Source organism: Pseudomonas sp. S11P7 (genome assembly GCF_023195435.1).
GTDB lineage: Bacteria > Pseudomonadota > Gammaproteobacteria > Pseudomonadales > Pseudomonadaceae > Aquipseudomonas > Aquipseudomonas fluorescens_G.
Map to the genome: position 1 here is coordinate 3,222,716 of NZ_JALPKS020000002.1, position 26,714 is coordinate 3,249,429.

Below are 26,714 nucleotides of genomic sequence, written 5' to 3' on the forward strand. Positions count from 1 at the left end.
TGGTAAAACGCGTTCTTTGTCTGCGATTGGGTGAAACGTTTAATGCTCCGGTCCTTCATGACGCGTCTGCGCCGTCGCCGCTTGGCGTTCGCCTGCATGGCCGCGTTGATCATCGGCGTGCCGACCAGTTGTGCCGTGCTTGAACACACCGAGCGCACCCTGCTGTTTCGCATCGAACCGGGCAACGCTGGCTGGTATCGCGGCTTGCCCGGCAGCGTGCAGGAACTCGACCTGCAACCGAAAAGCTTCAAGGCCGGACAAAACATCCATGCCTGGTGGTGGCCGGCGGAGAAAGCCGATGCGCCGGCGATTTTGTATCTGCACGGGGTGCGCTGGAATCTCACCGGGCAGTTGTTCCGCATTGAACAACTGCGCGCGGCGGGCTATTCGGTGTTGGCCATCGATTACCGTGGCTTTGGCCAGAGCAAAGGTGATCTACCGTCGGAAAGCAGTGTTTATGAAGACGCTCGCGTTGCGTGGGAGCGCTTCCAACTGCTGCAACCGGACCCGAACAAGCGCCTGATTTACGGTCACTCTCTCGGCGGCGCGGTAGCGATTGATCTGGCCGCTGAACTCGGACAGCGCGCTGCTCGCAGCCACTCCCCCTTACCCGTGCGCGGTCTGGTCATTGAGTCGACCTTCACCTCGCTGGCCGACGTGGCTGCCGCCGTCGCCAATACCTCGCTACCCGTGCGCTGGCTCTTGTCACAGAAATTCGACTCCATCGACAAGATCGCCGACATCCACATGCCATTGCTGGTAGTACATGGCCAGGCTGATGCCTTCGTACCGCCGCGCTTCAGCGAGCAATTGTTCAATGCCGCTGAGCAGCCCAAACGCCTGCTACTGGTGCCCGGAGCGACACACAACAACAGCATGGCCCTCGGCGGCCGGGACTATCGCAAGGCACTGGATGCGTTGATGCAGACCAAACCATCGCCGCGGATTGCCGGGCCGGCAGTGGCCAAGGGCTCTGGCGACTCCTGAGCTGTCCGGTCAACCTACACACACCGGCATTAGCGCCGTGCCAGCTCGTGGCGTACGCACTGTTCGTAATAGGTCTGTTTGACCGCCGCGGGTTTTAGCTTCGAACTGCTGTTATAGGTTTGCTCGGTAATGCCCATCGCGGTCATGCGCATCCAGGGCTGCTGGAACCGCCGAACCTGCAACTGTTTTCGCGCGCCATACAACGAGACTCCAGAGAGTTTTGACCGCTGCGCGCCGGCAGCAATGTCCGAGCCCCAGGTGCAGGCAAAGCGATGGTTCTTGCTTAGCTCTTTTGCTTGCACGCCCGAGACGATCAAAGCCAGGGAAAGCGTCGCAACGGTCATGACAATCGTCCGCATATAGCCGATCTAACCTTCTGAAAAAAGGCGATTTTGCCGGGACAGACCAAGTCCGGGGGCCAGCAATTTGCCTTCTTGCGAATACTCACCTTTGAAACGAATGCATCCTGAGCTCTGCCACTCGTCCAGTCCCTCGCACCTTTGGCGGGCCGGCCTATCCAAAACAGTACATCCCGCCCCGCAGAAGGCTCACGCCATGAACAGAAACATCGCCGCCCTATCGCTCGCCAGTCTGTTTCTGATCGTCCCGCTTCATGCATCGTCCGCCGAAACAACCGCAGGTGCTGCCACCCCCGCCACCGCCCTGCCGGGTGTCAATCATGCAGAAAGCTCCCGCGACCATGATGAGAAGGCAGACAAGAAAGGCGAAGAGTCATCGGGTGCCAACGCGGGGTCACAGCCTCATGAGACGGAAAAGGATGCCGCCACATCCAGCGACTCCAAAGATATGGAGAAAAAGCCTGCTCAGTGATATCCCATTAACAATCGAAGACCATCCGGTCTGTAGCTCGGGCACCCAGAAATGACGAAGGCCAATGTCGTTGACATTGGCCTTTGCATTTCAGTCTCGAACAAACCGGTTCGTCATTGCTTGGTGCACTGAGCGCCAAGCCCCATTCCCATGGCACCCAGCGCAACCATCGGGCCACTCGGAAGTTCGCATTTGTATTCGCCGCCATCGGTTTGAGCGGTGTAGTACGTCGTATTGAAGTCGTTGCGGATGTTTGTAACCTTGATAACGGGTTTGCCAATGGTGGTCTGCGCTCGATCCTTCAGATCACTTTCTCCCGGTTTGACGGTCTGGCATCCAGAGACCGCGAGCGCGAATGTTGCGAATAAAACGAGAACCGGGACAGTCCTTGATGAGTTCATTGCAGATCGACCTTTTTGATTTTTATGCAGGAAAATTTTGACAGCAAGCTGTCAGGCGACAGGACTTTAAAGTCGAGCCGGGACAGGGGCAATTAGGTCGGATGTGCTAATGGCTGAAAGCTAGCGTCGCTCCCGATGAGGTTTGCAACTATTTTTCGGGTGACGCAAGGATATTTGCGCAGCCTCAATTACTAAATTAGAAAAAATGAATTAGCCAGCTGATCCCTCGGTCAAGAATTATGAATGCAGTAAATCTGACGAGGTGACAGTAATGACTATCCAGGCAGAGACACTCGCAAAACTGACTGAAGCGCTTCAAGAGCGAGGCATGAACAGGGTTTCAGACATCCATTTCACCCGCGCGCCTTACCGCTACAACCATCGCTGGATCTGTACCGTAGAGTGAATGTGCTGACTGCCCGCAGCTGGATCGAACTATCCAGCGCGGGCGCCCCGGGTTCAGCTCTTTTTGCCCCACGCTGGCGATGTCCTCGACTTTTTCAGAATTAATCCACACTTCGACGGCAACAAAAAACCCGGCGCGTTGGCCGGGTGTTGTGAAGGATAGAAGTTCATGGCGCCTGTTTCGCGCCGCCGTTATCCCGGCCTGTCTGGGCATCCTGATCGGAACCAGGATTCCCGGGTGGCGGATTCCAGTCCTCTGGTCGCTCCTCGGCCCCCTGCTTTGGCTCAGAAACAGCCTGTTCCAGGCCAGAATCATGGCCGGCGCCAGAGTCCGGCGTTTGTTCGCTGGGTCCCGGATACGGAGCTTCAGGGCCGTTATTGTCGTCAATCATCATTTTCTCCCGTCAGTGGCGCAACGTCTGCGCATAACAGTGAGAGACGATCCGACGCCAAGGAGTGCGATTCGCTCGACGAGCGGGAATTAAAAAGACGGTATGACGACGAGGCCCGATCATTTATTACGCTGCAGCCAACCTGTCAGCATAAAAACCAGACCCGGTATCAACAGGCCCGGCGCGACATAGGCAAAGGTTCCGCTGGCGAGAAGACCTGTAAGGCCGAAAACGAAGCCGCAAATCGCCAGCGGCAGTCCCACGATAAACATTGGCTGCTTGAACGCCTTATCCATTACTCGATTCCATTCAGGTCTTTGTTAATCCACTGGAGTGCCTACAAGTCATGGAGGGTTTGAATTTCAACAGCCACGTGCAAAATTGCGATTCATCGCGAAGCCCGAGCCTACTGCGTCCAGTAGCAAGCGTCGCCGGAGAGAATCCAAATCGAGAAGCCCCTGCAAATCTACCGCCCATGAAAAAGCCCAACTGGTTAGAGTTGGGCTAAGTCATTGAAAAATATGGTCGGGACGGAGTGATTCGAACACTCGACCCCTAGCACCCCTAGCACCCCAGCTGGGGACTGTAGCAACGCAAGTAACTGATTTGTATGGATAATACCCTGTTTTACGGCTAGCAAAACATCCGAATTTTTGTGCTTATGCAAACGAAAACACGCGGCCTCCATAGGAGGTTTTGCGCACCCTCCTCCGGCGTCCTGCCGACAAACACCAATCCAGAATCCTACAGCTCGTCGTCTCACTCTCGCTCGTTCGCATCGCCTCGATCACTGTACATCAAAACAGTATTCAGCAAGGCATCCCCGTGGACCCCCTCTATATAGAAGACACCGACGATTGGCTCGGCAACCCGACCCCGCTCGAACCGTACCGGCATCAGCTTCGGATGTATGAAAACGAATTTGAAGCGCTGACCCTCAAGGAGGAGCGAGCATTGGAAAACATCCAAGGCTTGGTTCGAGGCAATGACGCGCTCACGGAGGAGAGAAACTCTCTCAGGACAAAGCTTCAGTACGCCGAGGGCTATTTGCTGAGCGAGAGGCGCAGATCAGCCAATGTCGAGCACAACAGAAGCCATCTGTTCAATGAAAACCAGCGCCTGCTAAGAGAAGCTCGAGACCGGGAGGAGATGGCAGGTCATTGCGAATGCTGCGCCGAAAAAGGTTTGTGACGAGGCCAGCGCTGGCGGGTCTACGCTGAATCAGATCCAGCCGAGGACATGGCAATGTGCGGACGACTTTCACAGTACAGCGGAATTCACGACTTCGTGGCGGCGCTGAGCATGCCGAACGCGCTCATCAACTCGACCGGCGAGCAGCCCTTCGAGCGTTAAAACGCCGCGCCAACCACTCAACTGGTTCTCTTCCACCAAGAAGGCCAGTTCCTGCACGCCGACATGGTTCGCTGGGGGTGGCGCCCGCACCGGGCGAAAGACCGAGCAGCGCCAATCAACGCCCGCGTGGAGAAAGTCGCCCATGGCCCGTTCTTCCGCGCAATCTGGCCGCACCGGGCAATCATCGCGATCAACAACTGGTTAGAGTGGGTCGACGAAGGCGGACCGAAGAAGCAGCCCTACCTGATCCGGCACCGCGACCAATCCCCAATCCTCTGCGCTGCGATCGGCCAATATCCAAATGAAGAACACGGCTCCGGAGAGCACGACGGCTTTGTGATCATTACCGCCGACAGCGCCGGCGGCATGGTTGATGTTCACGACCGACGGCCTGTAGTCCTCTCGCCAGAGCTTGCCCGCGAATGGCTCGACCCGGCCACGCCAAAAGAACGAGCCGAACAGATGGCGCTGCACCAGGGCGAGCCATCAGAGGAATTCGAATGGTTCCAGGTAGATCGCGCCGTAGGCAACGTTCGCAATCAAGGCCCCGAACTGATCCGCCCAGTCAGCGCGTGACTTCTCGCACATACGCTTGCTGAGGAGCTTTTCGGCCTGAGGAGGCAAACGGTTCCCCGCTGACTCTTTCAGCCTTTTGGCATGTGAAGAGGCCAAACCTCATCAGCGTAGCGATACGTGCCGGTTAACTATTCGATATAAATCTTGTTGGGATAGCAATCCACCTCACCATCCGGGAGGTCTCCATTCAAGAAAACATTTATGTAAGCTGGAGACTTATCAACTCTGATGATTTCTCGCACGCCAGAGGCGCTGAGTTTAACCTTTGCTCCAACTTTATACGCCTTCAGATTGGCATCCGTTCTCTTTATAAAAAAAGCTGGAGTGCTCTTGTTAATCCCGCCATTCCAGTTGGAGTCAGTAAGGTTGTACGCTGTGATCGATGGGGTACTGCGCGTGTCATGCTGAGCGACAATTATATGCGCCGTAACGATAACAGGAGCAACCATATAAAGAACCGCAAGGCCCTTCGATGCGCTGCGATGCGTAAAATTGTTTTGACATACTTTCCGAGCTAAGAAACCCCTTAAAATGACGAAAGTTAGAGAATCTCCGCTCAACAAAATAATATACGGCCGCACCAAGAACGATGGAACAAATTGCAGCAAGCGTACCAAGACTGAAGAACTCTAGAACCTCTGCTTCTGCCGACAAATACCTTTTCAACAGTATTAGAATAGGAAAGTGCAGGATATGCACAGGATATGATAGCTCTCCCACCACTCTGTCAATCTTGTTGTTAGCCGTGCACTTAAATAGAACCGGTACAGCCATAGAGAAAAATAAGAGATGCCAAAAAGGCATTATTGTTTGTGACAAAGAAAGAACTATAAGCGCGCATATAGCCGCAAAATAGTTTGGCTCACAACTATTTTGGGACAAGTGATACGCAAGCGCGCCACCACCAAAAAATGCAAATGAAGACGGGTAGAAATAATAAGTATAAGCCCAACTCTCTGCAGGCTTAAGCAACCCAACCTGGCTTATAGGGAACTCAATAAAATTGAGCGCGCCAAGATACACCGCGCCGGCCAAAACGAATAAAAAGGTTTTTGTTTGGCTTTTTAGAATAAAAGGAGACGAGATAAAAGCCCAATTCAACTGCAAGCGACCATGCCGGAGGATTTATAGTAAGCCCAACCTAATCCGCGCAACCGCCCGATTTCGTTTCCACACAGAATAAATACGAGAGATCCTGACCAACGATAAACAAATTCTGAAAAACATAAATTATCTTGGACGTGATAGTGAGCCGATCAAACAAATCAAATACAGCTGCATATGAAGCCACTAACGCCAAACCCAAGCCAATATAATAGGCTGGGAAAATTCTTAAAATCCTACTCTTATAAAACTGATAGCTGCTAACCTCTTTGTACTTCCCGTTCAGCACCATTGCCATATAAAAGCCGGAAATTATAAAAAGAAATTAACCGCGTATCAAGCTCCAATGCCATTGGCGCCGAATATAGTGGTTTGAGCGTGTCCAGCGATAACTGAAAGCGCTAGAAAAAGTCTTAACAGCCCCATCTAAAAACCCTGCATATTGTTTTCTCAAGGCTTAGTGATTTAGATATCGACTGGCCTCCCTTTGAGGGCTGATTCTACATTCAAATTCCAGTTTCGGCATTCTTCCTGTTTGGATCGGAATCATGGCTCACTGGCGCGCGCCTCGCGAGGATGGCTCTGCGCCGTTAGCGTTGCAGTTCCTTCACATAAGCCTGGCACGCTTGCAGCGCGATCAACCCCGGGTCGCCCGTGTCGGTGATGGCGATAATTCGTTGAGCATGCGCTGGGTCAAGTCGGGCTCGTACGGCTGCATAATCCACGGCGCCGGCGGCGGCAGGCACCCCACGGCCTTTTGTAGCGTCGGTTGCGTCGAGGAGGACTGCCAACCGCAGATCAGCAGTGGCAAGGGGATCGCGGAGGCGATCTTGGTCACGTTGGGCATCGCTCATTTTCCTGAAGTGTGTTTGCTCCTTGGCCGCCAGCCGCTGCTCGAGCGCCAGGCGCTTGTCCTGCTCGGCCTGCTGCGCGGTGGCGGCGGCTTGGGTCATTTGATCGAGGGTTTCGGCATACAACCGAGCCTGCTCCGCCAGTTGCTTTCCGTAGCGCCATCCTGAAACTGCCAAGCACTGCCGGCGCCAGCGAGAACCAGCGCCAGCGCGCCCACCGCTCTCCACGGAACGACCATCACGGCACATCCTTGAAGAAGACGTGACCGCCCAGCTTGAGTGTCTGCTTAGCCTTCGTCGCCCAAGCGGGCGCCTTAATGCTGGTGGCGTAATAGTGCGTGGCTCCGCCGGTGGGATCAGGCACCTTTCCGTCGATCACCCGGTCAGCAGCGATCCGGCATTGTGCCAGCTCGCGGAACGGAATTTCCTTCACGCCGATCAGGAACTGATAGTTTGGGTCAGTCTTGTTCCACCAGCTGAACTGGTACGGCTACTGGCACACGCCGGCGTAGCCTTCGCCCCACCACGACTTTTCCTTCCCATCAAACACGCGGTTGCGGATCGTCCAGGCCACGGCGATCTGGCCGGCGGTTCCTTCGCCGCGGGCCTCGCCCCAAATCGTGCGGGCGAGGATGTCGCGATCCTTCTCGGTTGCAGTCATATTTTTCTCCAGGCAATAAAAAACCACCCGCAGGTGGTTTGGATGATGTTGCGAATATTAGTTAGGCATGCCTCGGCCTAGCCCCTGAAATAATCCGTCTCAGCGGGGCCTGAAGTGGATTTTCTATAAAATGATATACAGCAGCGGCACATACAATTGAAATTAACCAATAAGAAATATAAAAAAGGAGCCAGTTAGAATCAAAGCCCCCTCCATTCCATTTGTACATGTACCGAATGACAAGTTGGTGAACCATGTACAAAGAGAAACTAATCTTCCCAAGATAAACCAGCGGCCCCCAAGTGAGAAATCCAGACAGAGCTCCGCGCTGACCGCTCAGAACAGCAATAAGAAAACAGAATGGGATGAAAGACCCTGCAACAAGAACCCAAACACTTGCCTGTGGCACAACATATGCAAGCGTATGCTTAGAAAGCCACGTTAAACTGGACATCGCTCCAACCGCTAAAAGCAACGCCCCAACCTCGAGACAAGTAGCTTTTGTTCTTGACCATAATTCTGATCCTGCGTGAATTTTAATAGCGGCCTGATATGCAATCATTCCTGCCATAAATTCTGCCAACCTTGTAGCCGGGGAAATATACAGGACACCCCAAGCTGTCACGCCACCTGATGGTTCATTGGTTGATAGATTGAGAAGACTGGAAATCATTACCATAAGAACGATCAGAACAACTGAGCCTATCGCCAGCAACTGAGGTCGCGCCTTAGCGAACGGTATTATAAATGGAAATAGTGCGTAAAAGAAAAACTCTGTTGAAATACTCCAGGACACTGCGTTTAAAGAGTAGTGCCATGGCAACAAAGGAATCATGGATTGAAGCATGAGCAAATTTACAGTAGCTCTGGCTGCATCATATACCGAACCAATGGGCGATAAAAACAAAATCGAAAAAAATGCTGTAAAAACATGCAACGGATAAAGCCTTGATATTCTCGCAGCAAAAAACGAACGCAATCCACTATGCCAGTCCAACTTTCCATAGGCGTGACTTAGTATAAAGCCTGACAAAACAAAGAAAAAAGATACTGCATTCCTTACGTCTAAAAAATTTATACTGTACGAAAAGTAACTACCGGACCCTCCGTGCCCTGCAACAATCATTGCGGCTGCAAAAAATCTTAATGATGTTAATGAATCAATCTGCCCTTTTATAATCACGAATCTGTTTCTTATGAGAGTAAATGGCGCATTTTACACGCCATTTGCTGCAAAACCAGAGCTCTGCAGGCTTCACTGATGAAACGCTATGGTCGACAACATTGGATGGATATTGAGGCTTCTAGAGTATTTTGCTGACCTCAACTCACATATCAGTGGTTATGCCCTAAAACGATCGCGCTGAGGTACCGCATTTTCACGGGTTCCAGTCATCACTTTTCTCCAGGCAAAACCTGCTCAAGCGCGGGTTTTAGGTTTGGGGTTGGGAAAACAACCGAGGATAGGACGATGCAAATCGAAATTGATCTGCCCGGAAAGGCAGGGCCACACCCGGCAATTGCACAGTGGCTGAAAATTGCTGAGGAGGCGGAACGTGCTGGTGTTTCCGGCGATGCAGCGCGGCGAGCCGCTCGTAGTATCGAAATTGAGCAGGAAACCATGTAAGGCGGGCACATCGCTGTGAGGGCTCGGCCATGAACCTCGTCTACTGGATTCTCGCCGTGATTCTGGTTGCCGGAGCAGGTGCCTACGGCGTCGTTCACGATGGTCAGGGTACGTGCCAGGCGCCACGCTCCAACACTTACTACCTATTCCGATGACCAGCCTTCAGCAGGCATGCCGCCTTCTGATTCGGCGCGGATCGTTTCGAGTTCTCGCGATATACACCTTCCTGATGCTGCTCTGCGCCCTCACCGTACCTCATCCACCGCCGGCCCGATCGCAAAAAGCAGAAGCAGGCGCAGACGAAGGACCACTGGACTCAGGTCGAAGAGCGATATTTGACGCGAGCCTTCAAGGAGGCCCGGGAAGCGGCGGGTTGTTACAAGGGATGGAACGAAGAGGAAATGCCTGGCTTCCATGAAGTGCGCGCGCGGTCGCTGCACCTGTACCAGAAAGCCGGAAAGGACGGTCAGAAGATCGCCGGCCACGCCAGCGAGACCATGACGAAGAACTACCAGAAAGACCATGCAGAGATCGCTTGGTCAGAGGCAATTCCTGATTTGAATATCAGCGAAATCACCGGGTAGTTTTGCGCAAGTTTTGCGCAGGCACAAAAAAGCCGATCCATCTGATCGGCTTAAGTGTCTGATTTTAATCAGGAATAATGGTCGGGACGGAGTGATTCGAACACTCGACCCCTAGCACCCCATGCTAGTGCGCTACCGGACTGCGCTACGCCCCGACTGATGTTGCATCTCGTTCTTCACCTCGAAGAACGCTCAAGAATATAGCGCAAGCATTTGAAAACTGGAAGTATTCAAACGCTGCTTTTTATTTCTTGAGTACTACCAGCACGTCTTCCAGCTCGGCAATCATCTGCCGGATCATCTGCTTGTACTGGGTGGTGTCGTCTTTGGCTTCATCGCCGGACAGGCGCAGGCGTGCGCCGCCGATGGTGAAACCCTGATCGTAAAGGAGCGCGCGGATCTGCCGGATCATCAGCACGTCCTGGCGCTGATAATACCGGCGGTTTCCGCGGCGTTTGACGGGGTTGAGTTGAGGAAACTCCTGCTCCCAGTAGCGCAGCACGTGTGGCTTTACGGCACACAGCTCGCTGACTTCACCAATGGTGAAGTAGCGTTTGCCCGGGATAACGGGTAGCTCGTCGTTATGACTTGGTTCCAGCATAAGCCTCAACTCGGGCCTTCAACTTCTGCCCTGGACGAAAGGTGACCACACGGCGAGCCGTGATCGGGATTTCTTCCCCCGTTTTCGGGTTGCGGCCAGGCCGCTGGCGTTTGTCCCGAAGGTCGAAATTGCCGAAACCGGACAATTTGACCTGCTCGTTGTCTTCAAGAGCGTGCCTGATTTCCTCGAAAAACAGTTCTACCAATTCCTTGGCTTCCCGCTTGTTCAGGCCCAGCTCTTCATACAGACGTTCCGCCATCTCAGCTTTCGTCAAAGCCCCCATACGTCACTTCCTTAACGTGGCGTTCAACCTTTGTTCGAGCGAGGTGAGGATATTTTGCGTCGTCGAATTCACCTCATCGTCATTAAGAGTGCGCGATGGATGCTGCCAGGTCAAGCCAACGGCGAGGCTTTTTCTATCAGGATCAATGCCTTTACCCTGATACACGTCAAACAGCCTGAGATCTGTGAGCCATTCGCCTGCATTTTCACGGATTACGTCCAGTACAGCCGAGGCTGCGACGTCTTTATGCGCGATCAGAGCAAGGTCACGGCGCACTTCAGGAAAGCGCGACAACTCGTGGAATTTCGGCATTTTACCCAGTGCCACTTCAGCCAGAACCAGCTCGAAAACGAAGACCGGACGATCCAGGCCCAGCGCTTTCGACAATTCAGGGTGAATGGCGCCGATGAAACCGACCTCACGGCCTTCACGTTCGATGCGCGCGGTTTGGCCCGGGTGCAGCGCCGGGTGTTTGCCCGGTGCAAAGGTGAACGAATCCAGCGCGCCGGCGAAGCCCAGTACCGCTTCCACATCAGCCTTGACGTCGAAGAAGTCCACCGTATCGCGACCTTGTGCCCAGCCTTCCGGCAGGCGGCTGCCGCAAACCACACCCGACAACATCGGTTCTTGCTTCAGGCCGTCGAGCTGGCCGACGAAACGCAGACCGCTTTCGAACAGCCGCACGCGATCCTGTTGACGATTGAGGTTGTGCTGCAGCGCTTTGACCAGGCCCGGCCACAGCGACGAACGCATGGCGGCCATGTCATTGGAAATCGGGTTGGCCAGCAACAGCGGCTCAACGCCCGGATTGAACAGTTCGAACTGACGCGGATCGATGAAGCTGTAAGTGATCGCTTCCTGATAGCCACGAGCGACCAGCAGACGACGCAGCTCCGGCAGATCGCTACGCGCTTCTGCCTTGGCTTGCGGTGCCAGACGCGCTTGCGGGTAACGAACCGGCAGACGGTTGTAGCCGTAAAGACGCGCCAGCTCTTCGATCAGATCGACTTCCAGGCTGATGTCGAAGCGATGGCTTGGCACTTCAACGCGCCACTGCCCTGCCCCATCGGCAGTAATATTCAGACCCAGCCCGCTAAGCAGGCTTTCGACCTGAGCCGAATCCATTTCCATGCCCAGCATTTGCGTGATGCGCTGGGAACGCAGAGTGATCGGCGCGATCGACGGCAAGTGCTGCTCGCTGACGGTCTCGATGATCGGGCCGGCTTCGCCACCGGTGATCTCCAGCAGCAGGCCAGTGGCGCGCTCCATGGCTTCACGGGCCAGTTGCCAGTCAACGCCACGCTCGTAGCGGTGCGAGGCATCAGTGTGCAAACCATACGAACGAGCTTTGCCCGCGACAGCGATCTGGTCGAAGAACGCACTTTCCAGGAAAACGTCGCGCGTAGTCGAGGACACACCGCTGTGCTCACCGCCCATCACACCGGCAATTGCCAATGCACGGGTGTGGTCAGCGATTACCAGCGTATCGCTACGCAGGCTGACTTCCTGACCGTCGAGCAGTACCAGCTTCTCGCCCTCTTCGGCCATGCGCACACGGATACCACCATTGATTTCGGCGAGATCGAACGCGTGCAACGGCTGACCCAGTTCGAGCATCACGTAGTTGGTGATGTCGACGGCAGCGTCGATGCTGCGTACGTCGGCGCGACGCAGGCGCTCAATCATCCACAGCGGCGTCGGCTTCGAAAGGTCGACGTTACGAATCACACGACCCAGATAACGCGGGCATGCGGCGGGCGCCAGTACTTCGACCGAGCGTACTTCGTCATGCGCGGCGGCAACGGCGGCCACGACCGGACGCGTTACTGGCGCTGCGTACAGCGCACCGACTTCACGGGCCAGACCGGCCAGCGACAGGCAGTCGCCACGGTTCGGGGTCAGGTCGACCTCGATGCTCGCGTCTTCCAGATCCAGATAAACCCGGAAATCTTCGCCCACCGGCGCATCGGCTGGCAGCTCCATCAGACCGTCGTTGCCTTCGCCAATCTGCAGCTCGGCTTGCGAGCACAGCATGCCGTTGGACTCGACGCCGCGCAGCTTGGCTTTCTTGATTTTGAAGTCGCCCGGCAGCTCGGCGCCGATCATGGCGAACGGAATCTTCAGGCCCGGACGCACGTTCGGCGCACCGCACACGACCTGAAAGGTTTCCGCGCCATTGCTGACCTGGCACACGCGCAATTTGTCGGCATCAGGGTGCTGCTCGGTGCTCAGCACCTCACCCACCACCACACCGCTGAATACACCGGCGGCCGGAGTCACGCTGTCGACCTCCAGACCGGCCATCGACAGACGGGCAACCAGCTCGTCGCGATCTACCTGCGGGCTAACCCAGCCACGCAGCCATTGTTCACTGAATTTCATCCTGCTCTCCTAAGAATTCGTTACGACTAGCGAAATTGCGCGAGGAACCGCAAGTCGTTGTCGAAGAACAGACGCAAGTCGTTCACGCCGTAACGGAGCATGGCCAGACGTTCGACGCCCATGCCGAAAGCAAAGCCGGAGAACTCTTCCGGATCGATGCCGGACATGCGCAGCACGTTCGGGTGAACCATGCCGCAGCCCATCACTTCCAGCCAGCCGGTCTGCTTGCAGACGCGGCAGCCTTTACCGCTGCACATCACGCATTCCATGTCGACTTCAGCGGATGGCTCGGTGAACGGGAAGTACGAAGGACGGAAACGTACGGCCAGCTCTTTCTCGAAGAACACCCGCAGGAACTCTTCGATGGTGCCTTTGAGATCGGCAAAATTGATGTCGCGATCAACCAGTAGGCCTTCGACCTGGTGGAACATCGGCGAGTGGGTGATATCGGAGTCGCTGCGATACACACGGCCCGGACAGACGATGCGGATCGGCGGCTGCTTCGATTCCATGGTGCGGACCTGTACCGGCGAGGTATGGGTGCGCAACAGCATGTTGGCATTGAAATAGAAGGTGTCATGCATCGACCTGGCCGGGTGGTGGCCTGGGATGTTGAGCGCTTCGAAGTTGTGATAATCGTCTTCGACCTCGGGGCCTTCGGCGATGCCGTAGCCAATGCGGGTGAAGAACTGCTCGACACGCTCCAGCGTGCGGGTCACCGGATGCAGACCACCGGAGGTCTGGCCACGGCCCGGCAATGTCACGTCGATGGATTCGGCGGACAGTTTGGCAGCCAGTTCGGCTTCTTCAAACAGAGCCATGCGCGCATTGAGAACGCCTGTGACACGCTCCTTGGCAACGTTGATCAGGGCACCGACTTGCGGACGCTCTTCTGCCGGCAGATTCCCCAGGGTCTTCATCACCTGAGTCAATTCGCCCTTTTTGCCAAGGTATTGAACCCGGATTTGCTCCAGGGCATTGATATCTTCAGCGCTTTGCACAGCCTCTAGTGCTTGAGCGACCAGCGCATCCAGGTTTTCCATGTACAGACTCCAGATACAAAATAGGGGAAGAGCTTGAAGGCTCTTCCCCTATTTATGACGTTTAACACCTGACCCCACAAAGGTGAGGCCAGGTGACTGTCGGGGGTACTTAAGCCAAGGTGGCTTTAGCTTTCTCGACAATCGCAGCAAACGCCGCTTTTTCGTTCACTGCCAGATCAGCCAGAACCTTACGGTCGATCTCGATGGACGCTTTTTTCAGGCCAGCGATGAAACGGCTGTAGGACAGACCGTTAACACGAGCACCAGCATTGATACGAGCGATCCACAGAGCGCGGAACTGACGTTTTTTCTGACGACGGTCACGGTAGGCGTACTGGCCTGCCTTGATTACCGCTTGCTTGGCAACACGGAATACGCGGGAGCGTGCGCCGTAGTAGCCTTTAGCAAGTTTCAGAATTTTTTTGTGACGCTTACGGGCAATGACGCCACGCTTTACACGAGCCATGAGTTACTTCCTCTATTCTTGACTAAATTAACGAAGGCGCAGCATGCGCTCGACTTTTGCCACGTCAGACGGATGCAGCAAGCTGCTACCGCGCAGTTGACGCTTACGCTTGGTCGACATTTTAGTCAGGATGTGGCTCTTGAAAGCGTGCTTGTGCTTGATGCCGTTAGCAGTTTTCAGAAACCGCTTGGCAGCACCACTTTTGGTTTTCATTTTTGGCATGTTCGGATACTCCGCATTCAGTTGATAAACATAATCAGAAGGCCTGCCGTGCCCTGTTGATTACTTCTTCTTTTTCGGGGCGATGACCATGATCAGCTGGCGTCCTTCCATCTTAGGATGCTGTTCGACCGAACCGTACTCGAGCAGGTCTTGTTCAACCCGCTTGAGGAGTTCCATCCCCAGCTCCTGGTGGGCCATCTCACGGCCGCGGAATCGCAAGGATACCTTGGCCCTGTCCCCGTCACTCAGGAAACGTACCAGGTTGCGCAGTTTTACCTGGTAATCCCCTTCCTCCGTCCCTGGACGAAACTTGATTTCTTTAACCTGAATCTGCTTCTGGTTCTTCTTCGCCGCGGCAATCTGCTTCTTCTTTTCGAAGATCGACTTGCCGTAGTCCATCACACGGCAAACCGGCGGGACTGCGTCTGCGGAGATTTCCACCAGATCAAGCTTTGCTTCTTCAGCGATACGAAGCGCTTCATCAATCGAGACGATGCCAATCTGCTCGCCATCAGCGCCAATTAACCGAACCTCGCGTGCCGAGATATTCTCGTTGATCGGGGCTTTCGGTGCAGCTCGTTTATCTTGTCTCATTTCACGCTTAATAATAATTACTCCGAATCTGGGCGACCACGCCGGGAAACCGCTTGCGCGAGAAACTCAGCGAACCGGGCGACGGGCATCGAGCCCAGGTCAGCACCTTCACGAGTACGCACAGCGACAGTCTGCATCTCGACTTCCTTATCTCCGATAACCAAAAGATAGGGAACCTTGAGCAAAGTATGCTCGCGGATTTTAAAGCCGATCTTTTCATTTCTCAAGTCGGACTTGGCACGAAATCCGCTTTCGTTGAGAGTTTTTTCAACCTCTGCAACAAAATCTGCCTGTTTATCAGTGATATTCATGATCACCGCCTGCGTTGGCGCCAGCCAGGCAGGGAACGCACCTTCGTAGTGCTCGATCAGAATCCCGACGAAACGCTCGAACGAACCGAGGATCGCGCGGTGCAGCATCACCGGGTGTTTGCGGCTGTTGTCTTCGGAGACGTATTCAGCGCCCAAACGGACAGGCAGGTTAAAATCGAGCTGCAAGGTACCACATTGCCAGACGCGACCAAGGCAATCTTTTAACGAGAACTCGATCTTCGGACCGTAGAACGCTCCCTCGCCCGGCTGCAGATCGTACGGCAGGCCCGCAGAATCAAGGGCTGCAGCCAATGCAGCTTCAGCTCGATCCCACAGCTCGTCGGAACCGACACGTTTTTCCGGACGAGTGGACAGCTTCATCTCGACATCGGTGAAACCGAAGTCGCGATAAACGTCCATGGTCAGCTTGATGAACGCAGCGGATTCGGCCTGCATCTGCTCTTCGGTGCAGAAAATGTGGGCGTCATCCTGAGTGAACGCACGCACACGCATGATGCCGTGCAGCGCGCCCGATGGCTCGTTGCGGTGGCAGGCACCGAACTCGGCCAGACGCATCGGCAGCTCGCGGTAGCTCTTCAGGCCCTGATTGAACACCTGTACGTGGCACGGGCAGTTCATCGGCTTGATCGCGTAGTCGCGGCTTTCCGACTCGGTGGTGAACATGTTGTCGGCGTAGTTGGCCCAGTGCCCGGATTTCTCCCACAGGCTACGGTCAACGACTTGCGGCGTTTTGATCTCGAGGTAGCCGTTGTCGCGTTGCACCTTGCGCATGTACTGCTCAAGCACCTGGTACAGAGTCCAGCCGTTCGGGTGCCAGAAGACCATGCCCGGCGCTTCTTCCTGGGTGTGGAACAGGCCCAGACGCTTGCCGATCTTGCGGTGATCGCGCTTTTCAGCTTCTTCGATGCGCTGAATGTAGGCCGCCAGTTGTTTCTTGTCGGCCCAGGCCGTGCCGTAAACGCGCTGCAATTGCTCGTTCTTGGCGTCGCCGCGCCAGTAGGCGCCGGACAGCTTGGTCAGCTTGAAGGATTTCAGGAAACGCGTGTTCGGCACGTGCGGACCGCGGCACATGTCGACGTATTCTTCGTGATAGTACAGGCCCATGGCCTGCTCGTTCGGCATGTCCTCGACCAGACGCAGCTTGTAGTCTTCGCCGCGGGCCTTGAACACTTCAATCACTTCGGCGCGCGGAGTGACTTTCTTGATCACGTCGTAATCTTTCTCGATCAGCTGCTGCATGCGCTGTTCGATCGCAGCCATATCGTCCGGAGTAAAAGGACGCTCGAAGGCGATGTCGTAATAGAAGCCTTCGTCGATGACCGGCCCGATGACCATTTTGGCAGTCGGGTACAGCTGCTTGACCGCGTGGCCAACCAGGTGGGCGCAAGAGTGGCGAATGATCTCCAGCCCCTCTTCATCCTTTGGCGTGATGATTTGCAAGGTCGCGTCGCTTCTGATGATGTCGCTGGCGTCGACCAGTTGCCCATTGACCTTGCCGGCCAGGGTGGCTTTGGCCAGACCGGCACCAATGGATGCCGCGACCTCGGCTACGGAAACCGGGTGATCGAATGAACGTTGACTGCCGTCGGGAAGAGTAATAGTTGGCATGGCGCCTCCTCTCCTAGTGGTGACCCCTACCAAAGGTCACGTGGGTTGGGATGAGCCAGTACAAGATCCGGTCCAGGCCATTCAATGACGAACGCCTGCCTTACAGCGGCAGGAGCCTTGCGGCCAACCGGAAAACCGAACCAGAGTGACTGGGATTCAAATCAGGATATTCGCACGCTGACCGCGGCCGGGACTGAAGGTCATCCGGCGCCTGAAAACGCATGAGACCGGCATCCTAGCACAGATGAGCGGTCGCTTACGTGCTGATTTGGCAGAAGGCAAACCGTCCGTTTTTATGCCAGAGTGCTGAACTAGATCGGCTTTTCAGCCCTCAGATAACAAGACACTGACCCACAAGGAGCATCCTCGCATGCGTCTGAACACCTTATTCGCCGTCGTCGCCCCTCTCGCTCTGCTGCTGCCGCTGAGCGCTCACGCCGATTGGCCGAAGGGCGAGCGCGAAAAATACATGGCGCAATGCACGCAGGCGGCGACGCCGCAAATTGGCGCTGCCGCAGCAAAATCCCATTGTGCCTGTGGCGCTGATGCCATCAAGTCCTACCCTGCCAGCGACATTCAGGCATTGATGGACAACAAGGCGACCCCGGAACTGCAACAGAAAGCCTTGGGTCAGATCGCCAAATGCAAGGCAAATACCCCAGCAAAAAAATGAAAAAACCGGGCATTCTGATCGGCTAAAAGCTGGAAAAAAGTGCTGGAAATGAAGCTTTTCAGACGATTTATGCAGGTTTTACAGGTTTTTTTATCGTCTTTACGTTTCGCTGCAAGCCTTTCAAACCGGGGCTTACAGCAGAAACAGGTGGTAAAGAAAACACGACTGATTGGCAAACAGCACGTCCGGGGGGCTCCCAAAGCGAACATTTCGACTATGATACCCGGGTGTGCCCAGTTGGCCTGAGCAGCACAGCACTACTGAAAATATATGTTTCTTGGAGATACACCATGTCTAATCGCCAAACCGGCACCGTTAAATGGTTCAACGATGAAAAAGGCTTCGGCTTCATCACTCCTCAAGGTGGCGGTGACGACCTGTTCGTACACTTCAAAGCTATCGAATCCGACGGTTTCAAAAGCCTGAAAGAAGGCCAGACCGTCTCTTTCGTGGCTGAGAAAGGCCAAAAGGGTATGCAAGCTGCACAAGTTCGCCCAGAGTAATTTCCCGGCGCACTAAAAAAACCCCGTCCATGTGACGGGGTTTTTTGTGCCTGCAACAAAAAAGTGCGATCAGCCGCAGTTGACGCGGGTGACCACCAGATTGTTGTCGGTGTTCAGATTCAAACGGTCGGAACGGTATTCCAGGGTGATCATGTCGGTCGGCTTGAGAAAACGTGCATTTTGCGCGCCGGCCTTGGCGCGCGCCTGCTCCAGGAGTTCCGGCGAAGCCTTTTGCCGACGGTAAACTGCGCCGCCGATGCTTCACAGCGGCTGTGACCGGTGTCGGTCGCCACGCTTTCCTTTGCCGACTCGCTGGAGCTCGTGCTGCAACCGGCCAACAGCGCAGCGGCGATAAGTGCACCCAGTGTCGCGAACTTCAAAGGCATGAAGCCTCCTTGATTTCAAAATGGTTAAGCTGAGATCGTGCGACCGCCAATCCGGCGTTTGGTTTCGCCAGCAAAGCCATCAGCCGGCGCACGATCGGAAAAATGCCGAGTGTGCCTGAGCGCACCCGCGTTCTCAGCCTGCAATCGTGACTGAATATTAACGGCGTTCAGTAGACGTCGATGTAGTCGTAAGGCGGATTCGGCCAGTTGTCCTTGAGCGCGTTGTAGATCTGCATGACCCAGACCTCATCGCTGGCCGCCACATTGCCGACATACCCTGAACCCTTCGCCCACGTTTCGAGGCGAAACAGCAGACCGTCGATATCCTGCCCACCCGTAACCGTCGACAAATAGGCGATGCCACCCTTGGTCACACGAAGCTGCACGTGCATGTCATCACTGGCCGAGGCCAATAACTGGCGCACAGCTTCAAGGGTGAGGCCATCAGGTGTGTTCAAATCAATTTGCACAGCATGGTCCCTGGATCGCTGAAAAAGACCAAGTGTCGCATAGCACCCCGCTCATGCCTAAGTCGCAGTGCCAAGCGCACGACAAAATGGTTAACTCGACGTTCGGACTTTCAACTCTTCGAGCGCCCCATGAACACCATCAACATCAACATCGACGCCGACATCAAAGCCAAATGGGCAGACGGGCACAGTTCATACAGCCCGGGCACTACCGAGGAGCTTGCGTTGATTGGCATTGATCTGTTGGTCAAGGCTCTGGGCACCGAAGCGGCCCAGCAATTCATCAAGCAGGCTTTCGAGCGCTACCCTACCGAAAAAGGCACGCAGGAACAGGGATAAAACCCGCAGGCTGGCACCTGCGGGCGGGTCGTTTATTTCAAGCGCTTGAGACGCTCGGTCAGCAAATCAAAGAAGCCCTGAGCATCGCCATTCTCAACCCAGAAAGCATTCTTGGGTGCCTTCAGGCCATCGTACCAATCGACAATGGTCTGACCAAACGTCGGGCCTTCGCGACTGTCGACCACCACGTTGACCGCGCGACCAGTGAACAGCTCAGGCTTGAGCAGATACGCAACAACGGTGGCGTCATGCACCGGGCCACCCGGAATGCCGTAGTGCTCCATATCGCCTTTGATGTATTCGTTGAGGATGTCGCCAACAATTTTGCTCGCATTGTTATTGAGCGCGGCAATCTGCTTCAGGCGGGCATCGCTGGTGAGGATCTTGTGAGTCACGTCCAGCGGTAGATAAGTCAGCTTCACCCCGCTTTTGAGCACCACTTCCGCTGCTTGCGGGTCGGCGAACAGGTTGAATTCGGCTACAGGCGTGATGTTGCCGCCATTGAAATGCGCGCCACCCATGATCACCACTTCCTTGATGCCCTGAACGATCTCCGGCTCCTGAATCAACGCCAGCGCCAGGTTGGTCTGCGGACCCAGCATAGCGATGGTGATGCTGTGTGGCTTGGCCTTTTTCAGCGTGTCGATCAGGTAATTGACCGCACTGCCCTCAGCCAGACCTTTTTTCGGTTCGTGGACGGTGACACCCGACAGGCCTTCCTTGCCATGAATGTTTTCGGCGTAGATCGGCGTGCGCATCAGCGGTTTCGGCGCACCGGCGTATACCGGCACATCTTCGCGCCCTGCCCATTCGCGAGCCAGCCGGGCATTACGAGAGGTTTTGTCCAGACGTACGTTGCCGGCCACGGTGGTCAGCGCGCGGATATTCAACTCGTCCGGCGAAGCCAGTGCGAACAGCAAGGCGACCACGTCGTCAGCGCCGGGATCGGTGTCGATGATCAGGTCGATTTTTTCCGCCGCCTGGGCGCCGGTGGCAGTGATGACGGACAAAAGCAGCAGACTCCGGAGCAATTGGTGCAGTTTCTGAGCATAGCGTTGCATGGCGCATTCCTTGTGCAGGTGAAATCGAAAAATCAGAACGTAACTCCCGCGACCAGCACGATGTTGCAGTACGGCTGGCATTCGCCCGTACGAACAATCGCCCGCGCCTGTCGGCTGAGTACCTTGAATTGCTCGTGGCCGAGCAGATCGCGCCGGCCCAGAGCCCCCTCTTCGTTCAACGCTTCTAGCGCAGTCAGGGCGCTCGGTTGTTTATCGAAGATTTCCTTGGCAATTGCATGGCTTTCCACCTGCATTTCGCTGAGCACCACGTTGAGGGTGCTGATGAAATCCGGCACGCCGTGAGTCAGCGCCAGGTCGATCAGCTCGACACCCGGCGGGACGGGCAAACCGGCGTCGCCAATCACCACCATGTCGCCATGGCCCAGGGACGCAATCAGTCGCGACAAGGCGACATTGAGCAAAGGAGTTTTTTTCATGCGGATGCAAAAGCCTTTACGTCGGAAATGGTGGGAATGGACGGCTGCGCGCCCGCGCGGGTGACCGACAGCGCGGCAGCGATCTGTCCATAGCGAATGGCTGAAGCTTCGGATTGGCCACTGGCCAGGGCCGCGGCGAAACCGCCGACAAACGTGTCCCCCGCCGCGGTGGTATCGACAGCCTGTACTTTCGGCGCCGGGAAATGCTCGAAGCCCTGACCATTGGCAAACAGCGAACCTTGCGCGCCCAGGGTCACGATGACCTTGCCGGCGCCCATGGCAATCAAGCGAGTGGCTGCACTTTCGGCAGTCTGCAGCGAGTCCACCGGCATGCCGCTCAGTGCGCCCGCCTCGCTCTCGTTCGGAATCAGGTAATCAATTGCCGCAAACCAGTCCGCCGGCAGCGGACGACTGGCTGGGGCCGGGTTGAGAATGACAATCTTGCCGAGGGCGCGCGCGCGTTTGAGCGCATGCCCTACCGTGGCATCAGGAATTTCCAGCTGGCAGATGATCACGTCTGCCGCTTGCAGCACTGCGTCAAACCGATCGATGACGGCGGGCGTCATGGCACCGTTGGCACCGGCGACGATCACAATCGCGTTCTGGCTGTTGTCATCGACCACAATCAGCGCCACACCACTGGAACCGTCAACGGTACTCACGGCCTGGCAGTCGATCTGCTCGGCCAGCAGCGCATCGCGCAACTGCACACCGTAATCGTCATTGCCGACACAGCCGACCATTGCCACCTGCGCGCCGAGCCGTGCAGCCGCCACCGCCTGATTGGCGCCCTTGCCACCGGACACCGTGGCAAACGAATGGCCGATCAGGGTTTCACCGCCGACCGGCAGCCGAGGCGCGCGGGTCACCAGATCCATGTTCAGGCTGCCTATTACCACTACATTTGCGGGCATACATCATTACTCATCAATTCGGTTTCAGCGGTATTCGGTGAACACGCCGGACAGCGGTGCGGTGGATTCGCGCAAGACAATACTCGGGGTAACGATGCGTTGATCGGTGCCCAGATTCGGCGTGGCGATCCTGCGCAGCAACACTTCGGCCGCCATCTCACCCAGTTGCAGGATCGATTGCCCCACCGTGGTCAACGCCGGATAGACGTAACGGCTCATCTGAATGTCATCGAAGCCGATTACCGACAGCTCGCCAGGCACCCGCACGTTGCGTTCTGCTGCCGCGCGCAAGACGCCGATGCCGATCATGTCGTTACCGGCAAAAATCGCGCTCGGCGGATTGTTTTCCAGCAGCTTCGCCGCGGCGTTGTAACCGCCCGTGCTGGTGAAGTCACTTTCCAGCATGCGCTCCTGCCGCACCTCGATACCCGCTTCGGTCAACGCCCGGCAATAACCGGCCTGACGCATCTGCGCAACACTGGTGCTCGCCGGGCCGCCGATGGTGGCGATGTCGCGATGCCCCAACTCCAGCAGATGGCGGGTTGCGAGGTACGCGCCGTATTCATGGTCGATACGCACCAGATCGGCGTCGACGCCTTCAAGACCCCGGTCGACGATGACCATAGGCGTTTTCACCCCGGCCAGCCCCTGCGCCAGGGCGCTGTCACCGCCGGCAGACGCGAAGATCAGACCGTCGATGCGTTTTTCCAGCAATACACGCAAATAGCTGCGTTGCTTGTCGGGATTGTCGTCGGAGTTGCAAAGGATCACGCAGTAGCCGTTACGCTCGCAGTAATCCTCGATCCCGCGCGCCAGCTCGGCAAAGTAAGGGTTGAGACTGTTCGGTACCAGCAGGCCAATGGTTGCCGTGGTCTTGGCTTTCAGCGAACGCGCCACCGCGCTCGGCACATAGTCGAGGCTCTTGATCGCCGCTTCGACTTTCAAGCGCACTTCCTTGCTGACCGGCCGCGTGTTGTTCACCACATGCGACACGGTCGTGTAGGAAATGCCTGCCAGCGCTGCCACATCCTTGATCGTTGCCATGTCTTAGCCCCGCCGACTGGCGCGCTGACTGCGGTAAGTGTCGAGCACCACCGCGATCACGATGACGGCGCCGGTAATGATGCGTTTGGTCGGCTCGGTCGCGCCGATCTGCGCCAGCCCCGCCGCCAGCACCGAGATGATCAACACACCGAAAAACGTGCTGATTACCGAACCGCGCCCGCCCATCAGGCTGGTGCCGCCGATCACTACCGCAGCGATCACCTGCAGCTCCAGACCGGAACCGGCATTCGGGTCGGCAGCTTCCAGACGGGAAATCTGAAACAGCGCCGCGATGCCGGCCAGCAGGCCCATCAGGCTGAACACCAGAATCTTGTAAGGCTTCGGATTGATCCCCGCGAGCCGAACGGCCTCTTCGTTGGTGCCGATGCCGATCAGGTAGCGACCGAATACGGTGCGCGTCAGCACGGCCTGCGCGATGAAAATCACCAGCAAGGCAATGATGAACGACGGCGAAATACCGAACGCGATCGGGTTCGACAGCCAGGCGAACGAATCACCGATGTAAGCCGTGCGCGAGCCCGTCATCTGATACGCCAGACCACGGGCCATTTCCAGCACACCGAGCGACACGATAAAGGAAGGAATCCGCCAGGCCACCGTGATGGAACCGGTGACGGTGCCGGCGAGTGCCGCTACCGCCATGCCGAGCAACGCCGACGGCAACACACTCCAGCCCCAGCCGAGAATTGCCACACTGACGGTTGAAGCCGCCAGCGCCAGCACCGAACCGACCGAGAGGTCGATGCCGCCGATGATCAACACGAACGTCATGCCGACCGCCAGCACCATCAGATCCGGAATCTGGTTGGCCAGCGTGCTGAAGGTGTTATAGGACAAAAAGTGGCTGCTCAAGACCGAGAACAGCGCAATCATCGCCAGCAAGGCACCGGCCAGGCCCAGATAGGTGCCCAGACCAAAAAAGTTGCCACTACGTTTGCCGGCAGGAGATGCAGTTTTCATGGGAGATCCCTAGGCGCCGCTTCATTGAGCAACGCATCACGTTTTTGGTAGCCGGCGAATGCGGCGGCAAGCAAGTCATCCTGGGTCCAGCTGTCGCGCTCGAACGTATCGATCAGACGCCCCGCCGACAACACGCCGATGCGGTCGCAGATCAACATCAGTTCGCGCAGATCACTGGACACCACCACCAGCGCTTTGCCTTGCCGCGTCAGCTCGCCGAGCAAGGCATAAATGTCGAACTTGGCGCCGACGTCGATGCCACGGGTCGGCTCGTCGAACAGCAACACCGAACAGTCACGCTCCAGCCAGCGGCCGATGACAACCTTCTGCTGATTGCCCCCGGATAATTCAGAAACCAGTTGCGTCGGGCTCGAACTGCGGATGCGCATGGCGTCGATCTGACGCTGCGCCAGAGAGATTTCATCGCCATTGTTGACGAAACCGCCACTGGAAATTTCCGGCATGTTGCCCAGTGCGATGTTGGCACTGATCGACTGACTGAGCAGCAAACCCTCGCCTTTACGGTCCTCGGTAATCAACGCAATGCCATGACGCACGGCATCGACCGGCGAACGCACACTGACTGCCTTGGCTGGCGAGCCGAGGGCGATGGTGCCGCTGTCGGCCACGTCCGCGCCAAAGATCAGTCGCAGCAGTTCCGTGCGCCCTGCCCCGATCAACCCGGAAATCCCGAAGATCTCCCCGGCGCGCACTTCGAACGAGACATCGCGGACTTTGTCACCGCGAGTCAGGCCGTTGATCGTCAGGGCCGGGGCACCGATCTTGCGCGAGCCCATGTCGATGTGTTCACCCAGTTCGCGACCGACCATCAGCGTGACCAGTTGCTCACTGTTGTAATTGGCCATCGGCTCGACGCAGACCAGATTGCCGTCACGCAACACGGCAATCCGCTGCGCGACGCGCGCGAGTTCTTCGAGACGATGGGAAATGTAGATGATCGAGACGCCGCGCGCCTGCAATCGGGTGATCTGTTCAAAGAGCATTTCGACTTCACGCGCCGTGAGCATCGCGGTCGGCTCGTCGAGAATCAGTACATGGCAATCGCCGATCAGGTTGCGGGCGATTTCGACCATTTGCTGATGGCCGATACCCAGCTCGCCGACCAGGGTATCCGGGTCGATCGCGTCGAGACCGACCTGCGCCATCGCTTCGATAGCGGCTTTGCGCAGTTGCTTGCGGCTGATCCAGCCGCCGTTACTGGGCAAATTGTCGAGAAACAGGTTTTCCGCTACCGACAGGGTCGGTAACAGATTGAGTTCTTGCATGACCATCCGCACACCCAGCTCTTCGGCTTGGGTGCGACTGCCCGGACGATAGTCCTTGCCGTGGAATTGCATCTGGCCGGTGGTCGGCGTAACGAGCCCGCCGATGATCTTCGACAGGGTGCTTTTGCCGGCGCCATTCTCACCGGTCAGCGCCAGCACTTCACCGCGCATCAGCGTCAGATCGATGCCGGTCAGCACCGGTTGCGCATAGGTCTTACCGATACCGCTGACCGAGAGGACAGCGTTCGGGGCGGAAACTGACATAGAAAACTCTCCGTGCGCTCGCCCGGACGGACGAGCGCCATTGTGTCGCCAGAAGCTTACTGAGTGACCAGCTCGACCGGTGTTTCGATCACGCCGTTGGCACCGCTGTCGACTTTTTCGCCCTTGATGATTTTCAACGCGGTTTCGATGCCGAATACCGCCTGTTTGGCGGCGAACTGGTCAGCCGTGGCCAGCACGCGACCGTCCTTGAGCATCGGCTTGATTGCATTGATGTTGTCGTAACCGACGATCTTCACCTGACCCGCCTTGCCGGCAGCACGGACGGCGGAAACGGCGCCGACTGCCATGCTGTCATTGCCGGTCAGCAATGCTTTGACGTCCGGGTATTCACTGAGAATCGAAGCGGCAACCTTGTTGCCCTTGTCGATTTCCCAGTCTCCGGATTGCAGGGAGACAATCTTGATCTGTGCAGCCTCCATCGCATCCTTGAAGCCGGCAGTACGTTGCTGGGCATTGGTGGTCGTGGACACACCTTCAATGATGCCGACTTCGTCACCGGCCTTGAGCTGCTTGGCCAGGTACTCACCGACCAGTCGCGCACCTTTACGGTTGTCGGGCCCTACGAAAGGGACGCTGATGTTTTTGCTTTTGACGATTGCCGGATCAAGCTGGTTGTCGATATTGATCACGGTGATGCCCGCGTCGACGGCCTTCTTGATCACCGGCACCATGGCTTTGGAGTCCGAGGGGGCGATAACCAGTGCATCGACTTTGGCGAGGATCATCTGCTCGACAATCCTTGTCTGGCCTGCGGTATCGGTCTCGTCCTTGATGCCATTGGAGATCAGGTCGAAATCGGCGGAGTGTTCTTTCTGGTAGGCCTTGGCGCCGTCTTCCATGGTCAGGAAGAATTCGTTGGCCAGGGATTTCATGACCAGGGCGACTTTGGGCTTTGCAGCGGATTCGGCGAACGCCGAGGAGACAGGTAGCGCGGCGGCTGTGGCAGCCAGCATAGCGACAGCAAGAAGACGTCCAGCGAATGGCAGCTTCATGGGTTCACTCCGATCTTATGATTATTGTGAGCAACGCTTG

At 56.3% G+C, this 26,714-nt stretch carries 29 protein-coding genes, 1 tRNA gene and 5 pseudogenes; 10 read left to right on the forward strand and 25 right to left on the reverse strand.

All coding sequences use genetic code 11. The features are described 5' to 3' along the window. Nucleotides 1-42 precede the first annotated feature (42 nt). Nucleotides 43-987 carry an alpha/beta hydrolase gene (locus M0746_RS14720; protein WP_258449704.1) on the forward strand — a complete coding sequence of 315 codons (945 nt, stop codon included), beginning with the start codon at nt 43-45 and terminating at the stop codon, nt 985-987. Between the two features lie 29 nt (nt 988-1,016). Here the strand turns inward: M0746_RS14720 and M0746_RS14725 are convergent, their stop codons facing one another. After that, complete coding sequence (locus tag M0746_RS14725) at nt 1,017-1,346, reverse strand: hypothetical protein (protein WP_258449705.1); 330 nt, start codon at nt 1,344-1,346, stop codon at nt 1,017-1,019. Between the two features lie 196 nt (nt 1,347-1,542). On the opposite strand from M0746_RS14725, the gene M0746_RS14730 reads away from it, so the two are divergent. Then, nucleotides 1,543-1,818, forward strand: coding sequence for a hypothetical protein (locus M0746_RS14730; RefSeq protein ID WP_258449706.1), 276 nt, complete (start codon nt 1,543-1,545; stop codon nt 1,816-1,818). Nucleotides 1,819-1,931: 113 nt separating this feature from the next. Here the strand turns inward: M0746_RS14730 and M0746_RS14735 are convergent, their stop codons facing one another. After that, the gene (locus M0746_RS14735; protein ID WP_258449707.1) at nt 1,932-2,219 is read right to left on the reverse strand and encodes a hypothetical protein; all 288 of its coding nucleotides are present in this window, start codon (nt 2,217-2,219) and stop codon (nt 1,932-1,934) included. A 916-nt stretch (nt 2,220-3,135) separates the two neighbouring features. After that, a complete protein-coding gene (locus M0746_RS14740; RefSeq protein WP_258449708.1) occupies nt 3,136-3,312 on the reverse strand; it encodes a hypothetical protein in 177 nt (58 codons plus the stop codon). Nucleotides 3,313-3,712: 400 nt separating this feature from the next. On the opposite strand from M0746_RS14740, the gene M0746_RS14745 reads away from it, so the two are divergent. Both M0746_RS14745 and M0746_RS14750 read left to right on the forward strand, forming a co-directional pair. Further along, nucleotides 3,713-4,207: a hypothetical protein gene (locus M0746_RS14745; RefSeq protein ID WP_258449709.1), complete on the forward strand. Its 495-nt coding sequence runs from the start codon at nt 3,713-3,715 to the stop codon at nt 4,205-4,207. 54 nt (nt 4,208-4,261) lie between these two features. After that, nucleotides 4,262-4,945 (forward strand): annotated as a pseudogene (locus M0746_RS14750) (SOS response-associated peptidase family protein). A gap of 399 nt (nt 4,946-5,344) precedes the next feature. Here the strand turns inward: M0746_RS14750 and M0746_RS14755 are convergent. From M0746_RS14755 to M0746_RS14770, 4 genes and pseudogenes are all read right to left on the reverse strand, one after another. Beyond that, nucleotides 5,345-6,052 carry an acyltransferase family protein gene (locus tag M0746_RS14755; protein ID WP_258449710.1) on the reverse strand — a complete coding sequence of 236 codons (708 nt, stop codon included), beginning with the start codon at nt 6,050-6,052 and terminating at the stop codon, nt 5,345-5,347. Nucleotides 6,053-6,639: 587 nt separating this feature from the next. Further along, nucleotides 6,640-7,139, reverse strand: a pseudogene (locus M0746_RS14760) (lysis protein). Next, nucleotides 7,139-7,561 (reverse strand): annotated as a pseudogene (locus tag M0746_RS14765) (cell wall hydrolase). The pseudogenes M0746_RS14760 and M0746_RS14765 overlap by 1 nt, the downstream one beginning before the upstream one ends. 61 nt (nt 7,562-7,622) lie before the next feature. Then, nucleotides 7,623-8,744, reverse strand: coding sequence for an acyltransferase family protein (locus M0746_RS14770; protein ID WP_258449711.1), 1,122 nt, complete (start codon nt 8,742-8,744; stop codon nt 7,623-7,625). Nucleotides 8,745-9,032: 288 nt separating this feature from the next. On the opposite strand from M0746_RS14770, the gene M0746_RS14775 reads away from it, so the two are divergent. The 3 genes and pseudogenes from M0746_RS14775 to M0746_RS14785 form a co-directional block, all read left to right on the forward strand. After that, on the forward strand, nt 9,033-9,188 hold the full coding sequence (locus tag M0746_RS14775; RefSeq protein ID WP_258449712.1) for a hypothetical protein: 156 nt from the start codon (nt 9,033-9,035) through the stop codon (nt 9,186-9,188). Nucleotides 9,189-9,217: 29 nt separating this feature from the next. Then, a complete protein-coding gene (locus M0746_RS14780) occupies nt 9,218-9,343 on the forward strand; it encodes a hypothetical protein (RefSeq protein WP_258449713.1) in 126 nt (41 codons plus the stop codon). A gap of 90 nt (nt 9,344-9,433) precedes the next feature. Then, nucleotides 9,434-9,772, forward strand: a pseudogene (locus tag M0746_RS14785) (integrase); the annotation flags it as partial. Nucleotides 9,773-9,850: 78 nt separating this feature from the next. Here the strand turns inward: M0746_RS14785 and M0746_RS14790 are convergent. The 9 genes from M0746_RS14790 to thrS all read right to left on the reverse strand — a co-directional run bounded on the left by M0746_RS14790 (nt 9,851) and on the right by thrS (nt 17,303). Continuing rightward, nucleotides 9,851-9,927 (reverse strand) — tRNA-Pro (locus tag M0746_RS14790). 89 nt (nt 9,928-10,016) lie between these two features. After that, nucleotides 10,017-10,373, reverse strand: coding sequence for a MerR family transcriptional regulator (locus M0746_RS14795; RefSeq protein WP_003179985.1), 357 nt, complete (start codon nt 10,371-10,373; stop codon nt 10,017-10,019). Continuing rightward, nucleotides 10,354-10,656 (reverse strand): integration host factor subunit alpha, encoded by a 303-nt coding sequence (gene ihfA / locus M0746_RS14800; protein WP_002553164.1) that lies wholly within the window; start codon nt 10,654-10,656, stop codon nt 10,354-10,356. The genes M0746_RS14795 and ihfA overlap by 20 nt, the downstream gene beginning before the upstream one ends. A gap of 3 nt (nt 10,657-10,659) precedes the next feature. Beyond that, nucleotides 10,660-13,038 (reverse strand): phenylalanine--tRNA ligase subunit beta, encoded by a 2,379-nt coding sequence (gene pheT / locus M0746_RS14805; protein ID WP_258449714.1) that lies wholly within the window; start codon nt 13,036-13,038, stop codon nt 10,660-10,662. 26 nt (nt 13,039-13,064) lie between these two features. Then, nucleotides 13,065-14,081: a phenylalanine--tRNA ligase subunit alpha gene (gene pheS, locus M0746_RS14810; RefSeq protein WP_090282682.1), complete on the reverse strand. Its 1,017-nt coding sequence runs from the start codon at nt 14,079-14,081 to the stop codon at nt 13,065-13,067. Between the two features lie 109 nt (nt 14,082-14,190). Beyond that, a complete protein-coding gene (gene rplT / locus M0746_RS14815) occupies nt 14,191-14,547 on the reverse strand; it encodes a 50S ribosomal protein L20 (protein ID WP_002553161.1) in 357 nt (118 codons plus the stop codon). 27 nt (nt 14,548-14,574) lie between these two features. Beyond that, nucleotides 14,575-14,769, reverse strand: coding sequence for a 50S ribosomal protein L35 (rpmI, locus tag M0746_RS14820; protein WP_002553160.1), 195 nt, complete (start codon nt 14,767-14,769; stop codon nt 14,575-14,577). 60 nt (nt 14,770-14,829) lie between these two features. Next, nucleotides 14,830-15,381: a translation initiation factor IF-3 gene (gene infC, locus M0746_RS14825; RefSeq protein ID WP_169432615.1), complete on the reverse strand. Its 552-nt coding sequence runs from the start codon at nt 15,379-15,381 to the stop codon at nt 14,830-14,832. Next, nucleotides 15,381-17,303, reverse strand: coding sequence for a threonine--tRNA ligase (thrS, locus tag M0746_RS14830; RefSeq protein ID WP_258449715.1), 1,923 nt, complete (start codon nt 17,301-17,303; stop codon nt 15,381-15,383). Before thrS ends, infC begins: the two co-directional genes overlap by 1 nt. 370 nt (nt 17,304-17,673) lie before the next feature. Here thrS and M0746_RS14835 point away from each other — a divergent pair, with 370 nt between their 5' ends. Together M0746_RS14835 and M0746_RS14840 are read left to right on the forward strand one after the other, a co-directional pair. Further along, the gene (locus tag M0746_RS14835; protein ID WP_208937994.1) at nt 17,674-17,976 is read left to right on the forward strand and encodes a hypothetical protein; all 303 of its coding nucleotides are present in this window, start codon (nt 17,674-17,676) and stop codon (nt 17,974-17,976) included. A gap of 290 nt (nt 17,977-18,266) precedes the next feature. Continuing rightward, nucleotides 18,267-18,479 carry a cold-shock protein gene (locus M0746_RS14840; protein WP_003179963.1) on the forward strand — a complete coding sequence of 71 codons (213 nt, stop codon included), beginning with the start codon at nt 18,267-18,269 and terminating at the stop codon, nt 18,477-18,479. Nucleotides 18,480-18,548: 69 nt separating this feature from the next. Here the strand turns inward: M0746_RS14840 and M0746_RS14845 are convergent. Both M0746_RS14845 and M0746_RS14850 read right to left on the reverse strand, forming a co-directional pair. Further along, nucleotides 18,549-18,865, reverse strand: a pseudogene (locus M0746_RS14845) (I78 family peptidase inhibitor). A gap of 167 nt (nt 18,866-19,032) precedes the next feature. Next, entirely contained in the window at nt 19,033-19,335 is a 303-nt protein-coding gene (locus M0746_RS14850; protein ID WP_208937996.1) for a hypothetical protein, read from the reverse strand. 129 nt (nt 19,336-19,464) lie between these two features. Here M0746_RS14850 and M0746_RS14855 point away from each other — a divergent pair, with 129 nt between their 5' ends. Continuing rightward, complete coding sequence (locus M0746_RS14855; RefSeq protein WP_258449716.1) at nt 19,465-19,674, forward strand: hypothetical protein; 210 nt, start codon at nt 19,465-19,467, stop codon at nt 19,672-19,674. 32 nt (nt 19,675-19,706) lie between these two features. Here the strand turns inward: M0746_RS14855 and M0746_RS14860 are convergent, their stop codons facing one another. Genes M0746_RS14860 through M0746_RS14890 form a run of 7 tightly spaced genes read right to left on the reverse strand, consistent with a single transcriptional unit; the run spans nt 19,707 to nt 26,674 of the window. Then, the gene (locus M0746_RS14860) at nt 19,707-20,735 is read right to left on the reverse strand and encodes a nucleoside hydrolase (protein WP_208937998.1); all 1,029 of its coding nucleotides are present in this window, start codon (nt 20,733-20,735) and stop codon (nt 19,707-19,709) included. A 32-nt stretch (nt 20,736-20,767) separates the two neighbouring features. Further along, the gene (rbsD, locus tag M0746_RS14865) at nt 20,768-21,172 is read right to left on the reverse strand and encodes a D-ribose pyranase (protein ID WP_208937999.1); all 405 of its coding nucleotides are present in this window, start codon (nt 21,170-21,172) and stop codon (nt 20,768-20,770) included. Continuing rightward, nucleotides 21,169-22,086 carry a ribokinase gene (rbsK, locus tag M0746_RS14870; RefSeq protein WP_258449717.1) on the reverse strand — a complete coding sequence of 306 codons (918 nt, stop codon included), beginning with the start codon at nt 22,084-22,086 and terminating at the stop codon, nt 21,169-21,171. Before rbsK ends, rbsD begins: the two co-directional genes overlap by 4 nt. Nucleotides 22,087-22,110: 24 nt before the next feature. After that, nucleotides 22,111-23,130 carry a LacI family DNA-binding transcriptional regulator gene (locus M0746_RS14875; RefSeq protein ID WP_258449718.1) on the reverse strand — a complete coding sequence of 340 codons (1,020 nt, stop codon included), beginning with the start codon at nt 23,128-23,130 and terminating at the stop codon, nt 22,111-22,113. 3 nt (nt 23,131-23,133) lie between these two features. After that, nucleotides 23,134-24,111, reverse strand: coding sequence for an ABC transporter permease (locus M0746_RS14880; RefSeq protein ID WP_258449719.1), 978 nt, complete (start codon nt 24,109-24,111; stop codon nt 23,134-23,136). After that, on the reverse strand, nt 24,108-25,661 hold the full coding sequence (locus tag M0746_RS14885) for a sugar ABC transporter ATP-binding protein (RefSeq protein WP_258449720.1): 1,554 nt from the start codon (nt 25,659-25,661) through the stop codon (nt 24,108-24,110). Before M0746_RS14885 ends, M0746_RS14880 begins: the two co-directional genes overlap by 4 nt. A 56-nt stretch (nt 25,662-25,717) precedes the next feature. After that, complete coding sequence (locus M0746_RS14890; protein WP_258449721.1) at nt 25,718-26,674, reverse strand: sugar ABC transporter substrate-binding protein; 957 nt, start codon at nt 26,672-26,674, stop codon at nt 25,718-25,720. Between the last annotated feature and the right edge of the window lie 40 nt (nt 26,675-26,714).

Coding starts and splice junctions, on each gene's coding strand:
- M0746_RS14720 (WP_258449704.1), top strand. CDS start 43: ATGCTCCGGTCCTTCATGACGCGTCTGCGCCGTCGCCGCTTGGCGTTC.
- M0746_RS14725 (WP_258449705.1), bottom strand. CDS start 1,346: ATGCGGACGATTGTCATGACCGTTGCGACGCTTTCCCTGGCTTTGATC.
- M0746_RS14730 (WP_258449706.1), top strand. CDS start 1,543: ATGAACAGAAACATCGCCGCCCTATCGCTCGCCAGTCTGTTTCTGATC.
- M0746_RS14735 (WP_258449707.1), bottom strand. CDS start 2,219: ATGAACTCATCAAGGACTGTCCCGGTTCTCGTTTTATTCGCAACATTC.
- M0746_RS14740 (WP_258449708.1), bottom strand. CDS start 3,312: ATGGATAAGGCGTTCAAGCAGCCAATGTTTATCGTGGGACTGCCGCTG.
- M0746_RS14775 (WP_258449712.1), top strand. CDS start 9,033: ATGCAAATCGAAATTGATCTGCCCGGAAAGGCAGGGCCACACCCGGCA.
- M0746_RS14780 (WP_258449713.1), top strand. CDS start 9,218: ATGAACCTCGTCTACTGGATTCTCGCCGTGATTCTGGTTGCCGGAGCA.
- M0746_RS14795 (WP_003179985.1), bottom strand. CDS start 10,373: ATGCTGGAACCAAGTCATAACGACGAGCTACCCGTTATCCCGGGCAAA.
- ihfA (WP_002553164.1), bottom strand. CDS start 10,656: ATGGGGGCTTTGACGAAAGCTGAGATGGCGGAACGTCTGTATGAAGAG.
- pheT (WP_258449714.1), bottom strand. CDS start 13,038: ATGAAATTCAGTGAACAATGGCTGCGTGGCTGGGTTAGCCCGCAGGTA.
- pheS (WP_090282682.1), bottom strand. CDS start 14,081: ATGGAAAACCTGGATGCGCTGGTCGCTCAAGCACTAGAGGCTGTGCAA.
- rplT (WP_002553161.1), bottom strand. CDS start 14,547: ATGGCTCGTGTAAAGCGTGGCGTCATTGCCCGTAAGCGTCACAAAAAA.
- rpmI (WP_002553160.1), bottom strand. CDS start 14,769: ATGCCAAAAATGAAAACCAAAAGTGGTGCTGCCAAGCGGTTTCTGAAA.
- thrS (WP_258449715.1), bottom strand. CDS start 17,303: ATGCCAACTATTACTCTTCCCGACGGCAGTCAACGTTCATTCGATCAC.
- M0746_RS14835 (WP_208937994.1), top strand. CDS start 17,674: ATGCGTCTGAACACCTTATTCGCCGTCGTCGCCCCTCTCGCTCTGCTG.
- M0746_RS14840 (WP_003179963.1), top strand. CDS start 18,267: ATGTCTAATCGCCAAACCGGCACCGTTAAATGGTTCAACGATGAAAAA.
- M0746_RS14855 (WP_258449716.1), top strand. CDS start 19,465: ATGAACACCATCAACATCAACATCGACGCCGACATCAAAGCCAAATGG.
- M0746_RS14860 (WP_208937998.1), bottom strand. CDS start 20,735: ATGCAACGCTATGCTCAGAAACTGCACCAATTGCTCCGGAGTCTGCTG.
- rbsD (WP_208937999.1), bottom strand. CDS start 21,172: ATGAAAAAAACTCCTTTGCTCAATGTCGCCTTGTCGCGACTGATTGCG.
- rbsK (WP_258449717.1), bottom strand. CDS start 22,086: ATGCCCGCAAATGTAGTGGTAATAGGCAGCCTGAACATGGATCTGGTG.
- M0746_RS14875 (WP_258449718.1), bottom strand. CDS start 23,130: ATGGCAACGATCAAGGATGTGGCAGCGCTGGCAGGCATTTCCTACACG.
- M0746_RS14880 (WP_258449719.1), bottom strand. CDS start 24,111: ATGAAAACTGCATCTCCTGCCGGCAAACGTAGTGGCAACTTTTTTGGT.
- M0746_RS14885 (WP_258449720.1), bottom strand. CDS start 25,661: ATGTCAGTTTCCGCCCCGAACGCTGTCCTCTCGGTCAGCGGTATCGGT.
- M0746_RS14890 (WP_258449721.1), bottom strand. CDS start 26,674: ATGAAGCTGCCATTCGCTGGACGTCTTCTTGCTGTCGCTATGCTGGCT.